The 16,752-nt window shown below is 67.9% G+C and carries 19 protein-coding genes; 8 read left to right on the top strand and 11 right to left on the bottom strand.

All coding sequences use genetic code 11. The annotated features are described in order from the left end of the window. Positions 1–38: 38 nt before the first annotated feature. Positions 39–695, bottom strand: a complete 657-nt coding sequence (locus AC1DK9_RS15950) for a DNA alkylation repair protein (RefSeq protein ID WP_476916527.1) — start codon at positions 693–695, stop codon at positions 39–41. A 344-nt stretch (positions 696–1,039) separates the two neighbouring features. Here AC1DK9_RS15950 and AC1DK9_RS15945 point away from each other — a divergent pair, with 344 nt between their 5' ends. Together AC1DK9_RS15945 and AC1DK9_RS15940 are read left to right on the top strand one after the other, a co-directional pair. Then, the gene (locus AC1DK9_RS15945; protein ID WP_476916526.1) at positions 1,040–2,296 is read left to right on the top strand and encodes a hypothetical protein; all 1,257 of its coding nucleotides are present in this window, start codon (positions 1,040–1,042) and stop codon (positions 2,294–2,296) included. A gap of 135 nt (positions 2,297–2,431) precedes the next feature. Continuing rightward, positions 2,432–3,841, top strand: a complete 1,410-nt coding sequence (locus tag AC1DK9_RS15940) for an MBL fold metallo-hydrolase (protein ID WP_476916525.1) — start codon at positions 2,432–2,434, stop codon at positions 3,839–3,841. Positions 3,842–3,986: 145 nt separating this feature from the next. Here the strand turns inward: AC1DK9_RS15940 and AC1DK9_RS15935 are convergent, their stop codons facing one another. From AC1DK9_RS15935 to AC1DK9_RS15910, 6 genes are all read right to left on the bottom strand, one after another. Next, the gene (locus tag AC1DK9_RS15935; protein ID WP_476916524.1) at positions 3,987–4,436 is read right to left on the bottom strand and encodes a universal stress protein; all 450 of its coding nucleotides are present in this window, start codon (positions 4,434–4,436) and stop codon (positions 3,987–3,989) included. A 222-nt stretch (positions 4,437–4,658) separates the two neighbouring features. After that, positions 4,659–5,423, bottom strand: a complete 765-nt coding sequence (locus AC1DK9_RS15930) for a sulfite exporter TauE/SafE family protein (RefSeq protein ID WP_476916523.1) — start codon at positions 5,421–5,423, stop codon at positions 4,659–4,661. Then, positions 5,420–6,028 (bottom strand): rhodanese-like domain-containing protein, encoded by a 609-nt coding sequence (locus tag AC1DK9_RS15925; protein ID WP_476916522.1) that lies wholly within the window; start codon positions 6,026–6,028, stop codon positions 5,420–5,422. The genes AC1DK9_RS15930 and AC1DK9_RS15925 overlap by 4 nt, the downstream gene beginning before the upstream one ends. A gap of 170 nt (positions 6,029–6,198) precedes the next feature. Next, positions 6,199–6,501: a rhodanese-like domain-containing protein gene (locus tag AC1DK9_RS15920; RefSeq protein ID WP_476862899.1), complete on the bottom strand. Its 303-nt coding sequence runs from the start codon at positions 6,499–6,501 to the stop codon at positions 6,199–6,201. 139 nt (positions 6,502–6,640) lie between these two features. Then, positions 6,641–6,967 (bottom strand): metal-sensitive transcriptional regulator, encoded by a 327-nt coding sequence (locus AC1DK9_RS15915; RefSeq protein WP_476862898.1) that lies wholly within the window; start codon positions 6,965–6,967, stop codon positions 6,641–6,643. 2 nt (positions 6,968–6,969) lie between these two features. Then, on the bottom strand, positions 6,970–7,284 hold the full coding sequence (locus tag AC1DK9_RS15910) for a rhodanese-like domain-containing protein (RefSeq protein WP_476862897.1): 315 nt from the start codon (positions 7,282–7,284) through the stop codon (positions 6,970–6,972). A gap of 153 nt (positions 7,285–7,437) precedes the next feature. Here AC1DK9_RS15910 and trxA point away from each other — a divergent pair, with 153 nt between their 5' ends. From trxA to AC1DK9_RS15895, 3 genes are all read left to right on the top strand, one after another. Continuing rightward, positions 7,438–7,803, top strand: coding sequence for a thioredoxin (gene trxA, locus AC1DK9_RS15905; protein ID WP_476862896.1), 366 nt, complete (start codon positions 7,438–7,440; stop codon positions 7,801–7,803). A gap of 343 nt (positions 7,804–8,146) precedes the next feature. After that, positions 8,147–8,725, top strand: coding sequence for a hypothetical protein (locus AC1DK9_RS15900; RefSeq protein ID WP_476916521.1), 579 nt, complete (start codon positions 8,147–8,149; stop codon positions 8,723–8,725). Positions 8,726–8,798: 73 nt separating this feature from the next. Further along, positions 8,799–9,836, top strand: coding sequence for a Gfo/Idh/MocA family protein (locus AC1DK9_RS15895; RefSeq protein WP_476916520.1), 1,038 nt, complete (start codon positions 8,799–8,801; stop codon positions 9,834–9,836). Positions 9,837–9,863: 27 nt separating this feature from the next. Here the strand turns inward: AC1DK9_RS15895 and AC1DK9_RS15890 are convergent, their stop codons facing one another. Then, entirely contained in the window at positions 9,864–10,508 is a 645-nt protein-coding gene (locus tag AC1DK9_RS15890) for an FMN-binding negative transcriptional regulator (RefSeq protein ID WP_476916519.1), read from the bottom strand. Between the two features lie 38 nt (positions 10,509–10,546). Beyond that, the gene (locus AC1DK9_RS15885) at positions 10,547–11,494 is read right to left on the bottom strand and encodes a DMT family transporter (protein WP_476916518.1); all 948 of its coding nucleotides are present in this window, start codon (positions 11,492–11,494) and stop codon (positions 10,547–10,549) included. On the opposite strand from AC1DK9_RS15885, the gene AC1DK9_RS15880 reads away from it, so the two are divergent. Together AC1DK9_RS15880 and AC1DK9_RS15875 are read left to right on the top strand one after the other, a co-directional pair. Then, the gene (locus AC1DK9_RS15880) at positions 11,493–12,914 is read left to right on the top strand and encodes an aminotransferase-like domain-containing protein (RefSeq protein WP_476916517.1); all 1,422 of its coding nucleotides are present in this window, start codon (positions 11,493–11,495) and stop codon (positions 12,912–12,914) included. The two genes, AC1DK9_RS15885 and AC1DK9_RS15880, sit on opposite strands and share 2 nt — an antisense overlap. Before the next feature lie 26 nt (positions 12,915–12,940). Continuing rightward, complete coding sequence (locus AC1DK9_RS15875; RefSeq protein ID WP_476916516.1) at positions 12,941–14,350, top strand: AAA family ATPase; 1,410 nt, start codon at positions 12,941–12,943, stop codon at positions 14,348–14,350. A 108-nt stretch (positions 14,351–14,458) separates the two neighbouring features. Here the strand turns inward: AC1DK9_RS15875 and AC1DK9_RS15870 are convergent, their stop codons facing one another. Continuing rightward, complete coding sequence (locus AC1DK9_RS15870) at positions 14,459–14,680, bottom strand: hypothetical protein (RefSeq protein ID WP_476862889.1); 222 nt, start codon at positions 14,678–14,680, stop codon at positions 14,459–14,461. 212 nt (positions 14,681–14,892) lie between these two features. Further along, positions 14,893–15,300, bottom strand: coding sequence for a large conductance mechanosensitive channel protein MscL (mscL, locus tag AC1DK9_RS15865; RefSeq protein WP_476916515.1), 408 nt, complete (start codon positions 15,298–15,300; stop codon positions 14,893–14,895). A 144-nt stretch (positions 15,301–15,444) separates the two neighbouring features. On the opposite strand from mscL, the gene AC1DK9_RS15860 reads away from it, so the two are divergent. Next, positions 15,445–16,674 (top strand): amidohydrolase, encoded by a 1,230-nt coding sequence (locus AC1DK9_RS15860; protein ID WP_476916514.1) that lies wholly within the window; start codon positions 15,445–15,447, stop codon positions 16,672–16,674. The last annotated feature ends 78 nt before the right edge of the window (positions 16,675–16,752 follow it).

Genomic DNA, 16,752 nt, shown 5'->3' with positions numbered 1-16,752 from the left:
CCGCGGTGCCTCCCGCGAGAGCCTTAGTACCCGCTTCGCTAAAGCCGCAGCTCAGGGCGGCGTTTCCGCACCTCGGCGACGACATGTGAGACCGCATCCCGGACCAGGCAGGAGTCACCGACGAGGGCCTCCGTCCCGCTCCCGGCACTGGGCGTGAGGCACTTTCTGGCATCGCGCACAAAGCGGTCCCAGTCGCCCGCGCCGGATCGAAGCTCACGGAGCGGCGCCATCAGGGCCGCGCGTCGCAACCAGTCGTCCGGGTCCTGCAGCCAGCGGCCCATCACAGCGTCCGCGCGGGCCCGGCTTTGGGGATCCAGCCCCGCCAGCAGCGGCCCGACGACGTCGATTGCCAACGGGTCGGCCAGCTCACGCAGGCGAGCGGTACGGACGAAGCCCTCGATCCGGGTCAGGTCCGAATTGTCCAACACAGCCACGCGGGATTGCAGTAGGACGACGGCGGCGAGGCGGCGTTCGAAAACCGGGACCGCCCACAACTCCGAGCTCAGCGCCGCGATCTCGTCACGGTCAAGGTCCCGGTAGCGGCGGAGCGCATCCCGGACCGTGCCGCGGACGGCACCGACGGAACAGCCGTAACTCGCCAGGTCCGGTCCATACCGGTCCCGCGCTTCTTCGGCGCGCTGCCATGAGCTCTCACGCTGCAGGCACGCATCGATGAAGTCCCCGGCCTGGCTCATGGATCCATTCTGACCCGGCTAGGGCTGCAGAGCCTAAGCGGGCCCGGACGGCGGGACACCAGCCTGTCGTGCGCCGAGGGGCACAAATCCTCTGGTGCCGTCCAACCCCGCGGCGGAACATGGGCTCAGCACATCTTTCGACGGCAGGGAGTCCAGTCGTGTGTCCAGGTGCTGCAACAACCCGAAATGCCGGTGGGCCTGTTTCACGGTCACGTCGCTGGCTCTTTGCCTGCGCTGCCGCCGCTCTGGCGGTCACCGGCTGCACGCCGGATCCGCCCTCACCACCTGACGGGAACGGATCGGTCCCCGCGAGCGCGCCTGTCCCGGCGTCGACGGCGGAAGGTGTGCTCTCCGATGAAGAACTCATGGTCCTGCTGGAGTCGGCCATCAACGGAAACCATGAGGGCACCGGACGTGTCTCCAGGAGCTCGGAGTTGCGCTCCCGCCTGCAAGGCCAGCAGGGCCCCCTCGACGATCCCGCCGTCGAGCCCGGCGAATGCGGGGTGTTCCGCCCGCACAGCTCGCCCACCAGCGGAGCGGACCTTGCAATGCACTTCGCCGCGGGCGTCCTCACCCTGACCGGGGCGTGGTCCCGCGAGGCCCTCGCTTTCGTCTTTGCCCGAAGCGCGCCGCGAAGCGAGATACTCGCTGCGGATTTCGCCTACACCGACGCGCTGGCCCAAAGGTGTGCAACGTTCCGGCAGACGTCGGGGAATGCCCCATCCTCCACCGTCAGGCTGCTCAACGTGCCGGCCGTGGGCGAGAAGGCCTACGCCACCGTCCTGGGCACCCCGGCGACTGCCGGTACTCCCCCGGTCGGAGCCACCATCGCATTGCAGGTGCTGCAGGGCACGCTGTCGATTGGGCTGCGCCGACAGGCACCCGCCCCCAGTTCCGAAGACGATGTTAGGACGGCCCTCGAGCCGCTGGTCCGGCTGGCCCAAAAGCTGATCGGCCAGACAGTCTCCAGCCCAGCGCCGTCTGCCGCACCGGCGCCGGGTCCGCCCGCCAGCCCTCGACGTCCCGCGCAGCAGACACCGCAGCAACTGGCCCGGCTGCTGCAGGGCATTACCGGGCCCACAGGGAACCAAGCCCAGGTGCTGGAGGGTGGCTACGCCCGGTCCGGGCCCGCAACGGCTCGGGCCGCGCCGGCTTGCGTCTATGACGACGCGGCATATCTTGCCTCCCTCGCGGGGTCCTCCGCCGTGGTGGCGGAGATCCCTGGTGATCCGCCGAAAACGGACCGGATCAGTTTGCGGCTCCTCAGCTTGCCGTCTCCGCCGACGGGATCGTCACCCTCAGACAGCCGGGCAGCTGACCTTGGCCGCTGTGGCTCCATCCTGGAAAAGCTCCCCGGCGGCGGCTCGCGCACCTGGACGGCGATCAAGCACCTGGCCGTCGACACCGGCGGAGAAGCCGGCTACGCCCTGGTTTATGTGCTGCCGGACGGGACGGGTGTCAGGCATGTCCTGGTGGGCGCCAGGAAAGGCGTGCTGTGCGTGGACACGGAAACGAAAACGCTCTCCGACGCCACCGTCCTCCAGGCTGCGCGGGGACTCGCCGCCACCATCAACAAGGTGCTGGCCAGGGTCGGCGGCTGAGCCTCCGGGCCACGCCGTCGGCCCCGCCGAAGAATCTGTCCTGTCGCGTTTGCGAGATACCCCCCGGGGTATTATTGTTGAACGTAGAGGAGGAAGGAATCCCTTCCCCGTCCACCTCAAGAAGGAGTTCCCCGAATGCTCATCGAGCGCATCTACGACGAAGACCTCGCACAGGCCAGCTACTTCATCGGCTGCCAGGCCAAGGGTGAGGCCCTTGTGGTTGACCCCCGCCGTGACATCGCTGTCTACCGGGACCTTGCTGCCGCGAACGGGATGAAGATCGTGGCCGTGACCGAGACGCACATCCACGCGGACTTCCTCTCCGGCACCCGCGAACTGGCCGCCGCAACCGGCGCCACCGCCTACGTCTCCGGCGCGGGCGGCGCGGACTGGCAGTACGGCTTCGAGGCCGAACGCCTGAACGACAATGACGAAATCACCCTGGGCAACATCACCGTCAAGGCCCTGCACACCCCCGGCCACACCCCGGAGCACCTGTCCTTCCTGATCACCGACGGCGCGTTCGCCGACAAGCCCGGCTACCTGCTCTCCGGTGACTTCGTGTTCTCCGGCGACCTCGGACGCCCGGACCTCCTGGATGAAGCCGCCGGCGGCGTCGACACCCGCTTCGAAGGTGCCAAGCAGCTCTTCGCCAGCCTGCGGGATAAGTTCCTGACCCTGCCGGACCACGTCCAGGTCCACCCCGGCCACGGCGCCGGCAGCGCCTGCGGCAAGGCCCTCGGCGCCATCCCGTCCTCGACCGTCGGCTACGAACGCCTCTACGCCTGGTGGGGCCCGTACCTCGCGGCCAACGACGAGCAGGGCTTCATCAACGAACTCCTCGACGGCCAGCCCGACGCCCACGCCTACTTCGCACGGATGAAGCGCGAAAACCGTGAAGGCCCCGCTGTCATGGGCGAACGCGCACCCCTGACCGAGCTGCCGGCGGCCGACGTCGCCTCCGACCTGGCCGCGGACAAGGTCATCTTCGTGGACACCCGCCCCAACGGCCAGGTCCACGAAGGCACCGTCACGGGCTCGGTCAACGTCCCGGCCGGCAAGTCCACCGCCAGCTTCGGCGCCTGGGTGGTCGACCCCGAAAAGGACAAGGCCCCGCTGGTCCTGCTCGCCCACAACCAGGCCGCAGCACAGGAGATGTGGGACCACCTGGTCCGCGTTGGCATCGACAAGGTCGCCGGCTACGTCACCGGCCTCGAAGGCCTCCCGATCTCCGTGCCCAAGCTGATCCAGCCGGAAGAACTCGAGGGCTTTGACGCCGCCATGGTCCTGGACGTCCGCAACAAGACCGAGCACGCGGCCGGCCACATCCCCGGCTCCTACCAGCTCAGCGGCGGCCGCGTCATGTGGCACCTGGACGAACTCCCCGCAGAGGGCACCATCGTCTCCTACTGCCAGAGCGGCGTCCGAAACTCCGTCGCGGCCAGCGCCCTGCGCCGGGCCGGGTACGACGTCGTCGAACTCGACGGCAGCTACGCAGCCTGGGCAGCACAGCAGCAGGCAACGGACACCGTTCCGGCCAGCTAGCCAGTATCAGCAGTAACGAAACAGAGTAAATGCGTGGCGGCGGCCCGGGGAAACCCGGACCGCCGCCACAGCTGTGTCTGGGAAAAGTTCCCCCTGGCATCCCAGCGGCGACGGGGGCCCGATGAGCCCCTGGCCAGCCTCGCCGTCAGGAGCCCGGCGCCGGGTGAACGCCTGGACGGACGACCAGCACCGGGCACTCGGCGTGGTGTACAGCCTGGGTCGATACCGAGCCCAGCAGCATGTTCGCGAAGCCGCCGTGCCCGCGCGATCCAACCACGAGGAGGTCGGCCCCCGCGGCGGCGCCGAGCAGCACCTCGGCCGGATGCCCTTCGGTCACCTCACCGGTGACATCGACGCCAGCATCCGCCGCGTGCCGCACTGCCTCGGCATGAGCCTGCCGGGCATGGTCGCCGAAAGCATCCCGATCCGGCGCCCGGCCTGCCGCGTCACCGATGACGGGGTAATGCCAGGCGCTCACAATGTGGACCTGGCCAGAGCGCAGGCGGGCTTCTTCGAGGGCCCAGTCCAGCGCGGCATAGGAGGAAGTCGACCCGTCGACCCCCACGACGATGCGGAACGTTTTTCCTGTTGCCATTGCGCGCCTCCGTCGTGTGTCCCTCGGGCACAGCGCCATGGTTTTTAGGGCACAGCGCCGCGCTGCAGGGCCAACGATCCTCCCGATACGCCACGGATTCAAGAGGATCCGGAACCCCGCCAACGGCCCGCGGGACGCTGCACAGACCCGTCAAGGCGAATTCGGGCACAACAAAAGCGCCGGAGGACAATCCTCCGGCGCTTTTGTTCAGTTGAAGCCCTCTTAGGAGACCAGCGCCTGCGCCGTCACGTAGGCGGCGACCAGCAGGACCAGGACGCCGAAGCCGCGTTTGAGCGCCTTGTCCGGGATCTTGGTCCCCAGCCGGCCCGCAATCAGCGAAGCAACCATTGCTGCCCCTGCGAAAGCGGCGGTCACGGCCCAGTCGATCTGCAGGTCGCCGAGGTGCGCTGCGAAGCCGGCCATCGAGTTGATCACAATGATGACCAACGAAGTGCCGACCGTCACCGCCATCGGCAGGCCCAGGACGAGGGTCAGCGCCGGGACGATCAGGAACCCGCCGCCGACGCCCAGCAGCCCGGTCAGGAAGCCCACGACGGCGCCGGTCGCGATTGCCTTGGGCAGGCAGCTGCGCCAGTTCACGCCGCCGCCGGGGAGGGCGCAGGATCCGCCGGCCGCCTTGGACGGAAGCATCATCCGGATGCCGGCGAAGACCATGATGGCGGCGAAGGCCAACAGCAATACCTTCGGGTCGAGCAACCGGTTCACGTAGGCGCCCAGGTAGGCGGTTGCCGTGCCGGCGGCACCGATGATGAGGGCCAGCCGCCAGTTCACTCCGCCCCGCAGCCGGGGCACCACCGCGACGGCGGACGAGGCCCCGACCACGACCAGCGACGTCGGTATCGCCGCGGCCAGCGGCAATCCCACGCCGTAGACGAGCGCGGGGACGGCGAGAATGGACCCGCCGCCTCCTACCAGGCCCAGCAGGCCGCCGACGATCAGCCCGAACGCCGCCGCGGTGAGGATCATGCCTTGGAGCCCAGGTTCTGCAGTGCCTGGTGGGCGGTGGGCTCGTTGGCGGAGCGGTTCCACGGCATCTTGGAAAGCATCTGGCCCATCGCGCAGCTGTTCGTTGCCGCGGAGAAGGTCAGGCCCGCCCCGATGCCGCCGGCAAGCAGTCCCAACTTCGGCGAGAGCAGCTTGCTGCCCACCACGCCGGCCAGGACCAAGGATCCGGCCGTCATGCGGACCTGGCGCTCCAGGGCCCAGGTGTTCCTGCCCTTGACGACGTTGCCGCCGGCGGCGGCGTAGGCAGGAACGCCTCCGGTCAGCACGCTGGCGCTGCCGAGGCCTACCGCATCCAGATGCTTCCGGGCCTGTTCGGCACGGTTTCCGGACTGGCACACCAGTACGACGCGGGTGCCCATCTTGGCGGCAAATTCCTCAGCGTGCTCGCTCAGCAGCGGGAGCGGGACATGGTACGAGCCCTTGATGTGCATCGAATCAAACTCGGCACCGCTGCGTACGTCAATCACCATCAGGTCATCGTGGTTGTCCTCCCAGGCTTTCAGCGTGGAGGCGTCAATGGACTGGGGTGCGGACTGGACCGGGGTGGTCTGCTTTGAGGTAGTCATAGTCTCTTTCGGTATAGCTTGGGCAATTCTGGCGACAGCCCGCGGATGCGGGACATCGCCGTCCACCGGCCCGGAGCCCGGCAGGGCGCAGCCAGGACAGAACAGTCAGGACAGGTGGAGGCCCGGGCGGCGCGTGGGGGGAAGCGCCGCCCGGGCAGTCTTGGGGAGAGTCAGCCGGCAGGAAGTCCTGCGGCAGTCCAGTCGAGCATCCCGCCAGTCATCGTGTAGGCGGTGAAGCCTGCGGCGGCAAGTTGGTCCGCGGCTGCGGCGCTGCGGCGACCGCTGCGGCAGACGGCGACGACGGGGCGGGAGTTGTCCAGCTCGCCCATTCGCGCGGGCAGTTCGCCCAGCGGGATGTGCTGCGCGCCCGCGATCATGCCGGCGGCGACTTCCTCGGATTCGCGAACGTCCACGATCTGGGCGTCGCTGCCGTTCTTGAGCTGTTCGTCGAGTTGCTGGGCGGTGATGTCCATGGATGTGCACCTTTCGGGAGGCATTCGGGCGGGGCAAGTGGCCGATCCAGCCACTTACAATATACCCCCAGGGGTATAGCGGATCAAAATCTATAAGGGCGCACGAGGAGCGCCGGGAGCGCCACGCAGGCTGCGGGCATCAGGTCAAGCGCAGGAAGAGGCCACGAATTTCCTCGAGGGTCAGCCTCTGCGCCTCCGCACCGGCGGGCAACCCCGCCTCCACCCCGGACGGCACGTCGGTAATGCAGTCGCGCATGGCGGAGGAAAGGAGCTCGAACCCGGCCTTATCCAGGGCGCCGCGGACAGCCGAGAGTTGCGTGACGACACTCCGACAGTCTGATCCGGACTCGACGGCGGCGATCAGGGCGCCGAGCTGGCCCTGGGCGCGCTTGAGCCGGTTGATGGTGCGGCGCATCCCGGCGTCACTACCCGGCGTTGCCCCGGGCAGGCTGATGGCCGATGCCATGCTCAGTTGCCTCCGCCGCGGTAGGTTACCGGATGGCCGTTGCGGTACCACTCGGTGATTCCGCCCATCACATTGACGGCGTCGTAGCCATGCTCGGCGAGGAACGTGGTAGCCCGGGCGCTGCGGCCGCCGGAGGCGCACATGACATAGACGGTACGGCCGGTCGGAATGTCGCCAAGGGTGTGTTGCAACCGCGACAGCGGGAGGTTCTTGGTGCCGGGAACACTGGCCTCGGCGAACTCCTCGGCCTCCCGTACATCGATAAGCGGAACGCCCGGGACCAGCATGGCCAGGTCGTCGACAGAAATGCTTTTCATACTGCTTTCCTTTCAGGCCGCCGGAGCCCCGGACGGGAACGTTACCGTTCCATAATGATACCCCCCGGGGTATTTTCGCAAACAGCCGCAGGCGACTGTCCAGCCTTGGATGCGCGCTTGCGGGCAATACCCCCGGGGGTATATATTGAGGGCATGGCAACCATCGACATTTCTGAAAAGACCTTCAACGACACGATCTCCGGCAACGACATTGTGCTGGTGGACTTCTGGGCAGCCTGGTGCGGTCCGTGCCGCATGTTTGCCCCCACCTTCAGCAAGGCTTCCGAAGCGCACCCCGACGTCGTCTTCGCGAAGGTGGACACGGAGGCCGAGCCTGGACTGTCCGCGGCGGCACGCATTACCTCAATCCCCACCTTGATGGCCTTCCGAGACGGCATCCTCGTCTTCTCGCAGCCAGGTGCCATGAACGCCGGCGGCCTGGATGAGCTCATCACCGCCGTCAAGGGGCTGGACATGGAAGAAATCCGGGCCAAGCTGGCCGCCGCTCCCGCGTCCTGACCGTGTCCTAGCCGCTGGCGCCCAGACCTTCGCGGTCCAATAGAGGTGCGGCTTTGCACCACGCCAGCAACCACCAAACCAGCACCACCCATCCAGCAGTACCCACCAAAGGAGAAACCCAATGTGCAGTCCCGTCCGTTGCAATAACTGTGGAAAGATCACCTGGGCCGGCTGCGGCGAGCACGTCGATTCCGTCATGGCCGACGTACCCACCGAACAGCGCTGCACCTGCAAGTGACCCGCCGGGCCGGCCGGGAAACGCAAGAACATGYCGCGGCGCCACGACGCTAGGGACCATCCAGCCGAAGCCGGCAGGGAGCGCTTCCTTGGCCGGCTAGCGAAGTTGCTTAGCGACTGTCGCTCGGTGCGCGGCTGGCGGCGCCCGCGGATCGTGGTTGCCGGAATCACGGCGGTGGCCGCAGCAGTGGCCATCATTGCCTCAAGCGGCGCATCCGGAGCGGCCGGATCCGCGTGGTGGAGTATCCCGGCCATCGCCGCGGGGACGCTGCTGGCCGGCCTGACGGTAGGCAGTTATCTCGGTCCCCCGATCGGCGCTGAGGCCACGGTGTGCGACACCCGGTGGCCGATACTCGGTCTCGCTGGCCTCGCGCTTGGCAGCTCCGCCGGCCCGGACAGCCTTTTGGCCTATTTGTTCAGCTGGGCGACGCCTACGGTACTGGGCGCTGTGATTCAGCCGGCCGCCTCACTCGCCGCCGTCGCCCTGCTCGGCTGGGCGCTGCGCGTCCGGCTCGATCTTGAGCAAACAGCCCTGGCTCCCGTCGGCGGCGTGCCGTCGGGCGAAGGTTCCTGCCCCACCTGCCGGCCTCTTTTCCCGCAAAACCGCGCAGCCGGTCCCCTGCCCGGGGACGCTCCGCAACAAAACGGCACCCGTACGGTACGGTCGACAACACGCCGGCAGTAGGCTGCGCCGTCCACGGGGACGACTTGGCGGCCGCTGCCAGAGACCATCTGCGCTTGGCCGAAGGGAACCCACGATGTCAGACACCGCCGCCGCCCCATCCTCCCCCCATCGTCCCGCCGGCGCGGGAAGCGGCGTCCGCTGGGGGATCCTCGGCACCGGACTGATCGCCGGACTGCAGACTTCGGATTTGGTCGAGCACGGCTTCACTGTCCGCGCGGTAGGCTCACGGAACCTCGAGACGGCCAACGACTTCGCCGGCAGGTTCCAACTGCCCGTGGCTCATGGCAGTTACGAAGCCCTGGTTAACGACCCCGAGGTGGATGTCGTCTACATCTCCTCGCCGCACCCGTTCCACTACGAGAACGCCCTGCTGGCCCTCAACGCCGGCAAGCATGTGCTCGTGGAGAAGCCCTTCGCCATGAATGCCTGGCAGGCCCAGGAGGTGGTTGCCCTTGCCGCGGCGCAGGGACTGGTAGCGCTCGAAGCGATGTGGACCCGGTACCTCCCGCACATGGTCCGGATCCGGGAACTGATCGCCGCGGGCACCCTCGGAGAGGTCAGGACCGTCATCGCGGACCACAACCAGAACCTGCCCAAGGATCCGCAGCACCGGCTCAACGACCCCGCGTTGGGCGGCGGCGCGCTCCTGGATCTGGGGATCTATCCGGTCTCCTTTGCCTTCGACATTTTCGGCGAGCCCGCCAGGATCCAGGCCGCCGCCAGCATGACGGCCACCGGCGTCGACCGCCAAACCGCAGTGATCTTCGAATACACGGAAGGCCAGCAGGCCGTGCTGCACTGCGCGCTGGATACCGCCGGGCCCAACCGGGCAGCCGTGATCGGCACCGAAGGCAGCATCGAAATCGACCCGGTCTGGTACACGCCCACGGGCTTCACGCGCTACAACGACGGCGGCAACGTCGTCGAACGCTTCGACGAACGGGTGACCGGCCGCGGCATGCAGTACCAAGCATGGGAAATGGAGCGCCTCATTGCCGCCGGCGCGATCGCCAACGACGTGCTGTCCCCTGGCGAGAGTGTCCGGGTCATGGCGACACTGGACGCAGTCCGAAGCCAGATCGGGCTCAGCTACAGCAGCGACGAACGGTAGGGTCAGGCCGGCGCCGACCGGACCGGCCTACCGCCCGGGATACGGGCGCCGCTCCCGGTTAGCGCGCTCGACGTCGGCCGCGCTATCCGGCTGCCCGCTGGCTCGAAGCCCGGCCACGACGCCGGCCACGTCCTGCTCGGAGCGGTTTTGGCTGAGCTTGGTCTTCGCTTCGATCCTGCTAATCAGCAACTCGACGCCGACGATGGCGCGCAGCTGCCCGGCAATGTACCGCTCCGGCGCGTCGTCGACGGACCAGGGCCGGGCTGAATGGGCTTCGTTGTGGTCGGTGAGCCGCCTGACATGGTCGGCAAGCCATACCGGGTCCTCGTGGATCACCAGGGTGCCGTAGACGTGGGCCGTGGAATAGTTCCACGTCGGAACGACGCGTCCGTGTTCGGCCTTGGAGGCATACCAAGCCGGTGAAATATAGGCGTCGGCTCCCTGCATGATCACCAGGGCCTCGCCGATCGCGGGTTCGGACCACTGGGAGTTGTTTCTGGCCAGGTGCCCGGTCAGTGCGCCGCGCTCGCCGGCCGAGGGGTTAAAGTGCAGGGGCAGCATGGTGGCGAGGATGCCGCTGGCCGTCATGGTGATCAGGTGGGCGGCTGCCGGGGCCGTGAGCAGGTCCTGGACGGCGGCCGGGCTGGCCGCGAAGTGGGCTGATGTGTACATGCAATTGTCCTTCTGTACGAGGTGGAGGCTGGGAAGCGTCAGGGCTGTTGCGGCGCGGGCTTGAGCCGGACGCGGACGGCGATGCCGGCACACGCGATGACGGCGGCACCGCCGATCAGCGTGGCCGGCGTCAGGGACTCGCCAAGGAGGAGTGCTGCCCAGGCGATGCTCAGCAGGGGTTGAATGAGCTGAATCTGGCTGACCTGCGTCATGGGTCCAATGGCGAGGCCGCGGTACCAGGCGAAAAAGCCGAGGAACATGCTGACAACTCCGAGGTAGCCGAAAGCGGCCCACTGCGCCGGGGTCGCCGACGGCGGCTGCTGGGCCACCGCCAGCGTGGCCAGGACCAGCATCAGCGGCGCCGCGAGAACCAGCGCCCAGGAGACGGTCTGCCAGGCGCCGAGTTCGCGGGCGAGCAGGCCGTCTTCCGCGTAGCCGATGGCCGCAGCCACGACAGCGCCGAGCAGCAGCAAATCCTCCCAGTCCACCTGGCCGAATCCTCCGGGCTGCGCGAAGGCGAAACCGGTGGCTGCCGCGGCACCGGCGGCGGTGGCGATCCAGAAGGTCCCGGGCGGACGTTCGCGGACCCGTAGGACGACGGCGGTTGCGGTCGCCGCCGGGAGCAGGGCGATTACGACAGCGCCGTGGCTGGCCGGCACACCAGTGAGCGCGAACGAGGTGAGTAAGGGGAAGCCGATGACAATTCCGCCGCCGACGACGGCGAGCCGCAGCCACTGCCAACCGAAGGGAAACCGCTGCCGGGTGAGGATCAGGGCGGCGGCGGCCAGGACCGCAGCCACGACCGCGCGGCCGGATCCGATGAACAGGGGCGCCAGTCCCCCGACTGCCACCCGGGTGAAGGGCACAGTAAAGGAAAACGCCGCCACTCCCAGGAGGCCCCACCAGAGGCCGCCACCCTTATGCCCAGGCTGGAGCGGCGATATCACCGGGCGAATAAGCGCAGTAGCGCTACTATTGTCTCTCATGTACAACAATAGCAGTTCGCGGATTGCGGCACAGCTGAAGGAATGGATCGCGCGCGCCGCTCCCGGCTCCCGGCTGCCCTCGACCCGGTCGCTGGTGGCCGAGCACCGGGCCAGTCCGGTCACGGTGCAGAGGGCACTGCAGGCTCTCGCCACACAGGGCCTCATCGAGAGCCGGCCCGGCGTCGGGACGTTCATCCGTGAGGTCCGGACTGCGCGCCCGTCGGACTACGGCTGGCAGACCGCTGCCCTGCGGACACCGCACGCACCACTCCGTGCGGCGTCGACCGCGATGCGCAGCGCCTCCAACGACGTTATCGCCCTCCACTCCGGCTACCCGGCCCGCGAACTGCTGCCGGAAAGGCTGGTCCGGGCGGCCCTGACCAGGGCCGCGAGGAGTGACGCGGCGCTGTCGCGCCCACCGGTGGCGGGGCTCCCTGAACTGCAGTCCTGGTTTGCCCACGAACTGGGCTCCTCGATGCCGGCCGGCATCACCCCGCCGGCTGCAAGCGACGTCGTTGTATTGCCCGGGACCCAGAGCGGGCTCAGCTCGATCTTCCGGGCACTGGTGGGCAGCGGGCAGCCGGTACTGATGGAATCGCCCAGCTATTGGGGAGCGATCCTCGCTGCTGCCCAGGCCGGCGCTAACGTCGTCCCCGTTCCGAGCGGACCGGACGGCCCGGACCCGGACGGGCTGGACCGCGCGTTCCGGGATACCGGGTCCCGGCTGTTCTACGCCCAGGCCAACTACGCCAACCCCACTGGGGCGCAGTGGACGGGCCGGCGTGGCGAAGAGGTGCTGGAGATCGTGCGCCGCCACGGGGCGTTCCTGGTGGAGGATGACTGGGCCCATGATTTCGGCATCACCACGGCGCCCGCACCCGTCGCCGCCCGCGACGATTCCGGCCATGTCATCTACCTGCGGTCCCTGACAAAGAGTGTCTCGCCGGCCATGCGGGTGGGCGCCCTGATCGCGCGCGGGCCGGCCCGGGACCGCATCCTTGCAGACCGAGGGGCCGAGTCCATGTACGTCAGCGGCCTCCTCCAGGCCGCCGCCCTCGATGTCGTCACGCAGCCGGCTTGGCAGACGCACCTGCGCAGCGTCCGCCACCAGTTGCAGTCACGCCGCGACCTGCTGGTCACGAGCCTTCGCGAGTACGCCCCGCAGGCGCATCTGACCTTAGTGCCCAAAGGCGGACTGAACCTCTGGGCCCGCCTGCCTGACGGGACCGACGTCGACCGGCTCAGTGCAGACTGCGAGCGCTCCGGGGTGTTGATCGCCGCCGGCACGGAGTGGTTCCCCGCCGAACCCGCCGGGCCTTTCATCCGGCTGAACTACGCCGGGCCGAACCCCGGCGCGTTCCCGGAGGGCGCCCGCCTCCTGGGCCAGGCGCTCGGGCGCAGCGCGCGGGAGCGTGCCTGAGTAGGGGACGCTGGTAGGGTCTGCGCATGGATGAAAATTTGGGGAAGTTCATCGAGGATTTCGCGCAGCTCGTGCAGCTGGCGCAGGCTGGCCAGCACCGGGTGCCGGCGGGAGCGCAGCTGCTGGCCACACTGAGCGAGCACCTGGGCGTGCCGGCCGGGACGCTTCCCGTGGTGGCAGAGGAGATTCCGCCGCACCGGTTCGTCGACGCTGACATCCAGATGGCGGAACTGGCGCGCGAGGATCCGCAGTTCCGGCTGGTCGGCATCGGCGGCGGTGACCAGCGGCACCATCACTCCCTGAGTGACATGCTGCAGCAGGCGCAGGTCTTTCCCCAATTCCCGCTCTCCCAGCCCGACTACGCCAACATGGCGGTGGGCCCGGACGAACAGCGGCAGGCCGTGGCGCTGGGAGTGTGGCTGTTCAGCCACGGTGGACACCCTCTCGCGGTTCTACAGCGCGATGCCAACCCCCGGTACGGCCGGCAGGCCGCCTCCCTTGAGGTCCTGGCCGGCAGCACGGACACCGCCGCGAGCTTCCTCGCCGAGTTCCGGCGCCGGATGCAGCGCCAGAGCGTTCTGAAGGGACAGATCATCTCCCTTGTCATGGAAAACTACGGACCCAGTGCGGCAGGAGTGACCTTCCACGCCCGGCCGCAGCTGGCCGCGTCCGAGGTGATCCTGCCGGAAGGCCTGTTGCAGAAGGTGTCCGACCATGCCCTCGGGATCGCCGAACACCGAGACAGCCTCAAGCAGTACGGGCAGCATCTCAAGCGCGGCATCCTCCTGTATGGCCGCCCCGGCACGGGCAAGACCCACACGGTGCGGCATCTGCTGAGCAGGAGCGGAAGTGCCACGGCCATCCTGCTCTCCGGCGGTTCACTGGCGCGGATCTCCGAGGCGGCCACCATGGCCAGGGCGCTGCAGCCCTCCATCATTGTGCTCGAGGACTGTGACCTCATTGCCGAGGATCGGAGCTTCGGGCACGGACCCCAGCCGCTGCTGTTCGAGGTGCTCGACGCGATGGACGGCTTGGCCAGCGACGCGGACGTGGCGTTCGTCCTCACCACCAACCGGGTGGACATGCTGGAGCGCGCACTGGCCCAGCGGCCCGGGCGGGTGGATCTGGCCGTGGAAATTCCGCTGCCTGCGGAGGCCGAACGCGTGGCGTTGCTCAAGCTGTATGCCCGCGGTATCCCCTTCAGCACGGCTGCCCTTGAAGAGGCCGCCGGCCGCACCGAGGGAACCACGGCCTCGTTCGCCCGCGAGCTGATCAGGCGCGCCGTCGTGGCCGCCGCCCTGGCTGGCGTCCCCGTCGCCGACGCCCACCTTCAGGGGGCCGTGGCGGAGCTGATGGCCGACGGCGAAGCGCTCACCCGGAGTTTGCTGGGCACGGCGGGTTCCGCCGGCGAGCCTGCCGGACACGCCGGCCCTTAGGGGCGGCGTCCCCCGAAGAGACAGAGAGCCAACACACAGAAAGGTCCGACCGGGTACACGCCCCGGTCGGACCAGATTCCTGCGTGACGGGCCACAGCCCGGGCGGTGCTAGCCGACCTTGCCCGCCAGCGCCACGAGCACACCGGCGGTGGCGAAATACTTGTTGCTGCCCAGGTCGCGGATGGTCTTGATGCCCATGCCGGCGAGGATCTCGTCGTGCTTGTCGGTCAGCCCGGCAAGGGCCGAGGGCGGGGCCGAGAGTACTTCCTCGAGCGTCGCGTTCTCGTAGGCCTTGTCGAGTGCCTTACCCAATTCAATGGAAACCGCCATGTTCATTTCCTTTCATCGATACGGAACAACAAACCACCCGCAACGGCACCTTTTTGGGGGCCGGAATGGGAATACTGCCAGCGCCGGGAAAACTCCCCGAGCACCTGCCGGACACGCTATCGCAGGTCGGTGGATAATGCATTGAACCGCAGAAATGGACTCTCGCGCCGCCCAGGAGGGACGGCCGCCTTCTACGGGACGTTGGTGTTTCGCTAGGGCCTGCGTTCCTGCTGCAGGGCATCGCGGATTTCGGTGAGCAGCGCGATTTGCGGGTCTTCGGCGGCCTCGTCCTTGACGTCGGAGCTGATGCCAAGCCTGCGGTTGCGGCGTTCGATCATATGGTTCATCGGGACCACCACCACAAAATAGATGGCGGCCGCCACCAGGAGGAAGTTGACGATAGCGGTGAGCAGGACACCGAACTTAATATCGTTTCCGTTGAGGGTTACCACCGCAAAACTGTCGAAGTTGGGAGACCCAACCAGTGCCGCAATGAACGGCATCAGGACGCTTTGGACTAGGGCCGTGACCACTGCGCCGAAGGCGGCACCAATCACGACGGCGACGGCAAGGTCTACGACGTTGCCCTTCAGAATGAAATTCTTGAATCCGGTCAACATAACCCTCAAGCTACTCCCCCGAGATGAGAATGCGGTGACCTTTGCAAAAATTTCGGGGGCCGGTGTTTCCTCCCGGGTCTATGCTGGGTTCCGCCACGTCTGCCCGGATCCCTCGGGCACAATAAACCCCGGGGAGCCGTAAGCATGAGCACTTCAGCTACCGTCCTGGCCGGCCTTGATGCTGAACTTGGCTGGATCCGCGACACCTACACCGCCCTGCACCGGCGCCCGGAACTGAGCCTCCAGGAGCAGGAAACCTCGAAGCTGGTCGAAAGCACACTCGCCGGCTTCGGCTACCTCGTCAGCCGAATCGGCGGGACCGGCGTTGTCGGCGTCCTGGCGAACGGGGATGGCCCCACGGTCCTTGCCCGCGCCGACATGGATGCCCTCCCTGTATCCGAAGCCACCGGGCTGCCGTACGCGTCCGAGGTGGACGGGGTCATGCACGCCTGCGGCCACGACCTGCATGTCAGCACCCTCCTAGGGGCTGCCAAAGTCATGGCGGACGGACGGGGCGCCTGGTCCGGGACCTACATCGCGCTGTTCCAGCCGGCCGAGGAGATCGGCGCCGGTTCGCAGGCCATGGTCGACGACGGCCTCGTCACCAAGGTGCCGAGGCCCGACGTCGCCTTCGCCCAGCACGTGATGCCCCTTCCGGCCGGCAATGTGTATACGACGCCGGGCCCGGTCCTCTCCGCCGCGGACTCGCTGAAGATCACCGTGCACGGGAAGGGCGCGCACGGTTCGATGCCGCACATGTCCGTGGATCCGGTGGTGCTGGCCGCCTCAATCGTGCTCAGGCTGCAGACGGTGGTTTCGCGCGAGGTGACCCCGGGTGAGTTCGCCGTCGTCACGGTCGGGGCCATCAACGCCGGAGCCACGTCGAACATCATCCCGGACCGCGCCACGATGCTGCTGAACATCCGGACCTACGACGCCGGGGTCCGGACGGGCGTGCTCGCGGCGATTGAACGGATAGTCAAAGGCGAGTGTTCTGCCGCCGGCTCGCCGCGGGAGCCAGAGTTTGAGTACTACGACCAGTTCCCGCTCACCAGCAACAACGCAACCGTGACCCAGCGGATAACGGCCGCGTTCTGCGCCCGGTTCGGTGCGGACGCCGTGCAGTCGGCGCGGCGGCAGACAGCATCCGAGGACTTCAGCAGGATCCCTGATGCCTTTGGCGTGCCGTACACATTCTGGCTCCTCGGCGGGGCGGATCCGGGTGCCTACAGCGCCGCGGCTGCCAGCGGAACCGTGGCCCGGGACATCCCGGCGAACCATTCCCCCCTGTTCGCCCCGGTGCCGGATCCGACCCTGTCTATGGGCGTGCAAGCCCACGTCGTCGCAGCGCTGTCGTATCTGGCTGACGGATAGGGTGCTGGCGCCACCTGCCTGGGCGGACCAGCCGAAGGTGCCCAATGGCACTTCCGCAGACTCACACATGGCGCCATG

It is taken from the genome of Arthrobacter sp. 01T414, assembly GCF_056398965.1.
Note: the sequence above shows the minus strand (reverse complement) of the source record. Positions and strands in the feature narration are given on the sequence as shown.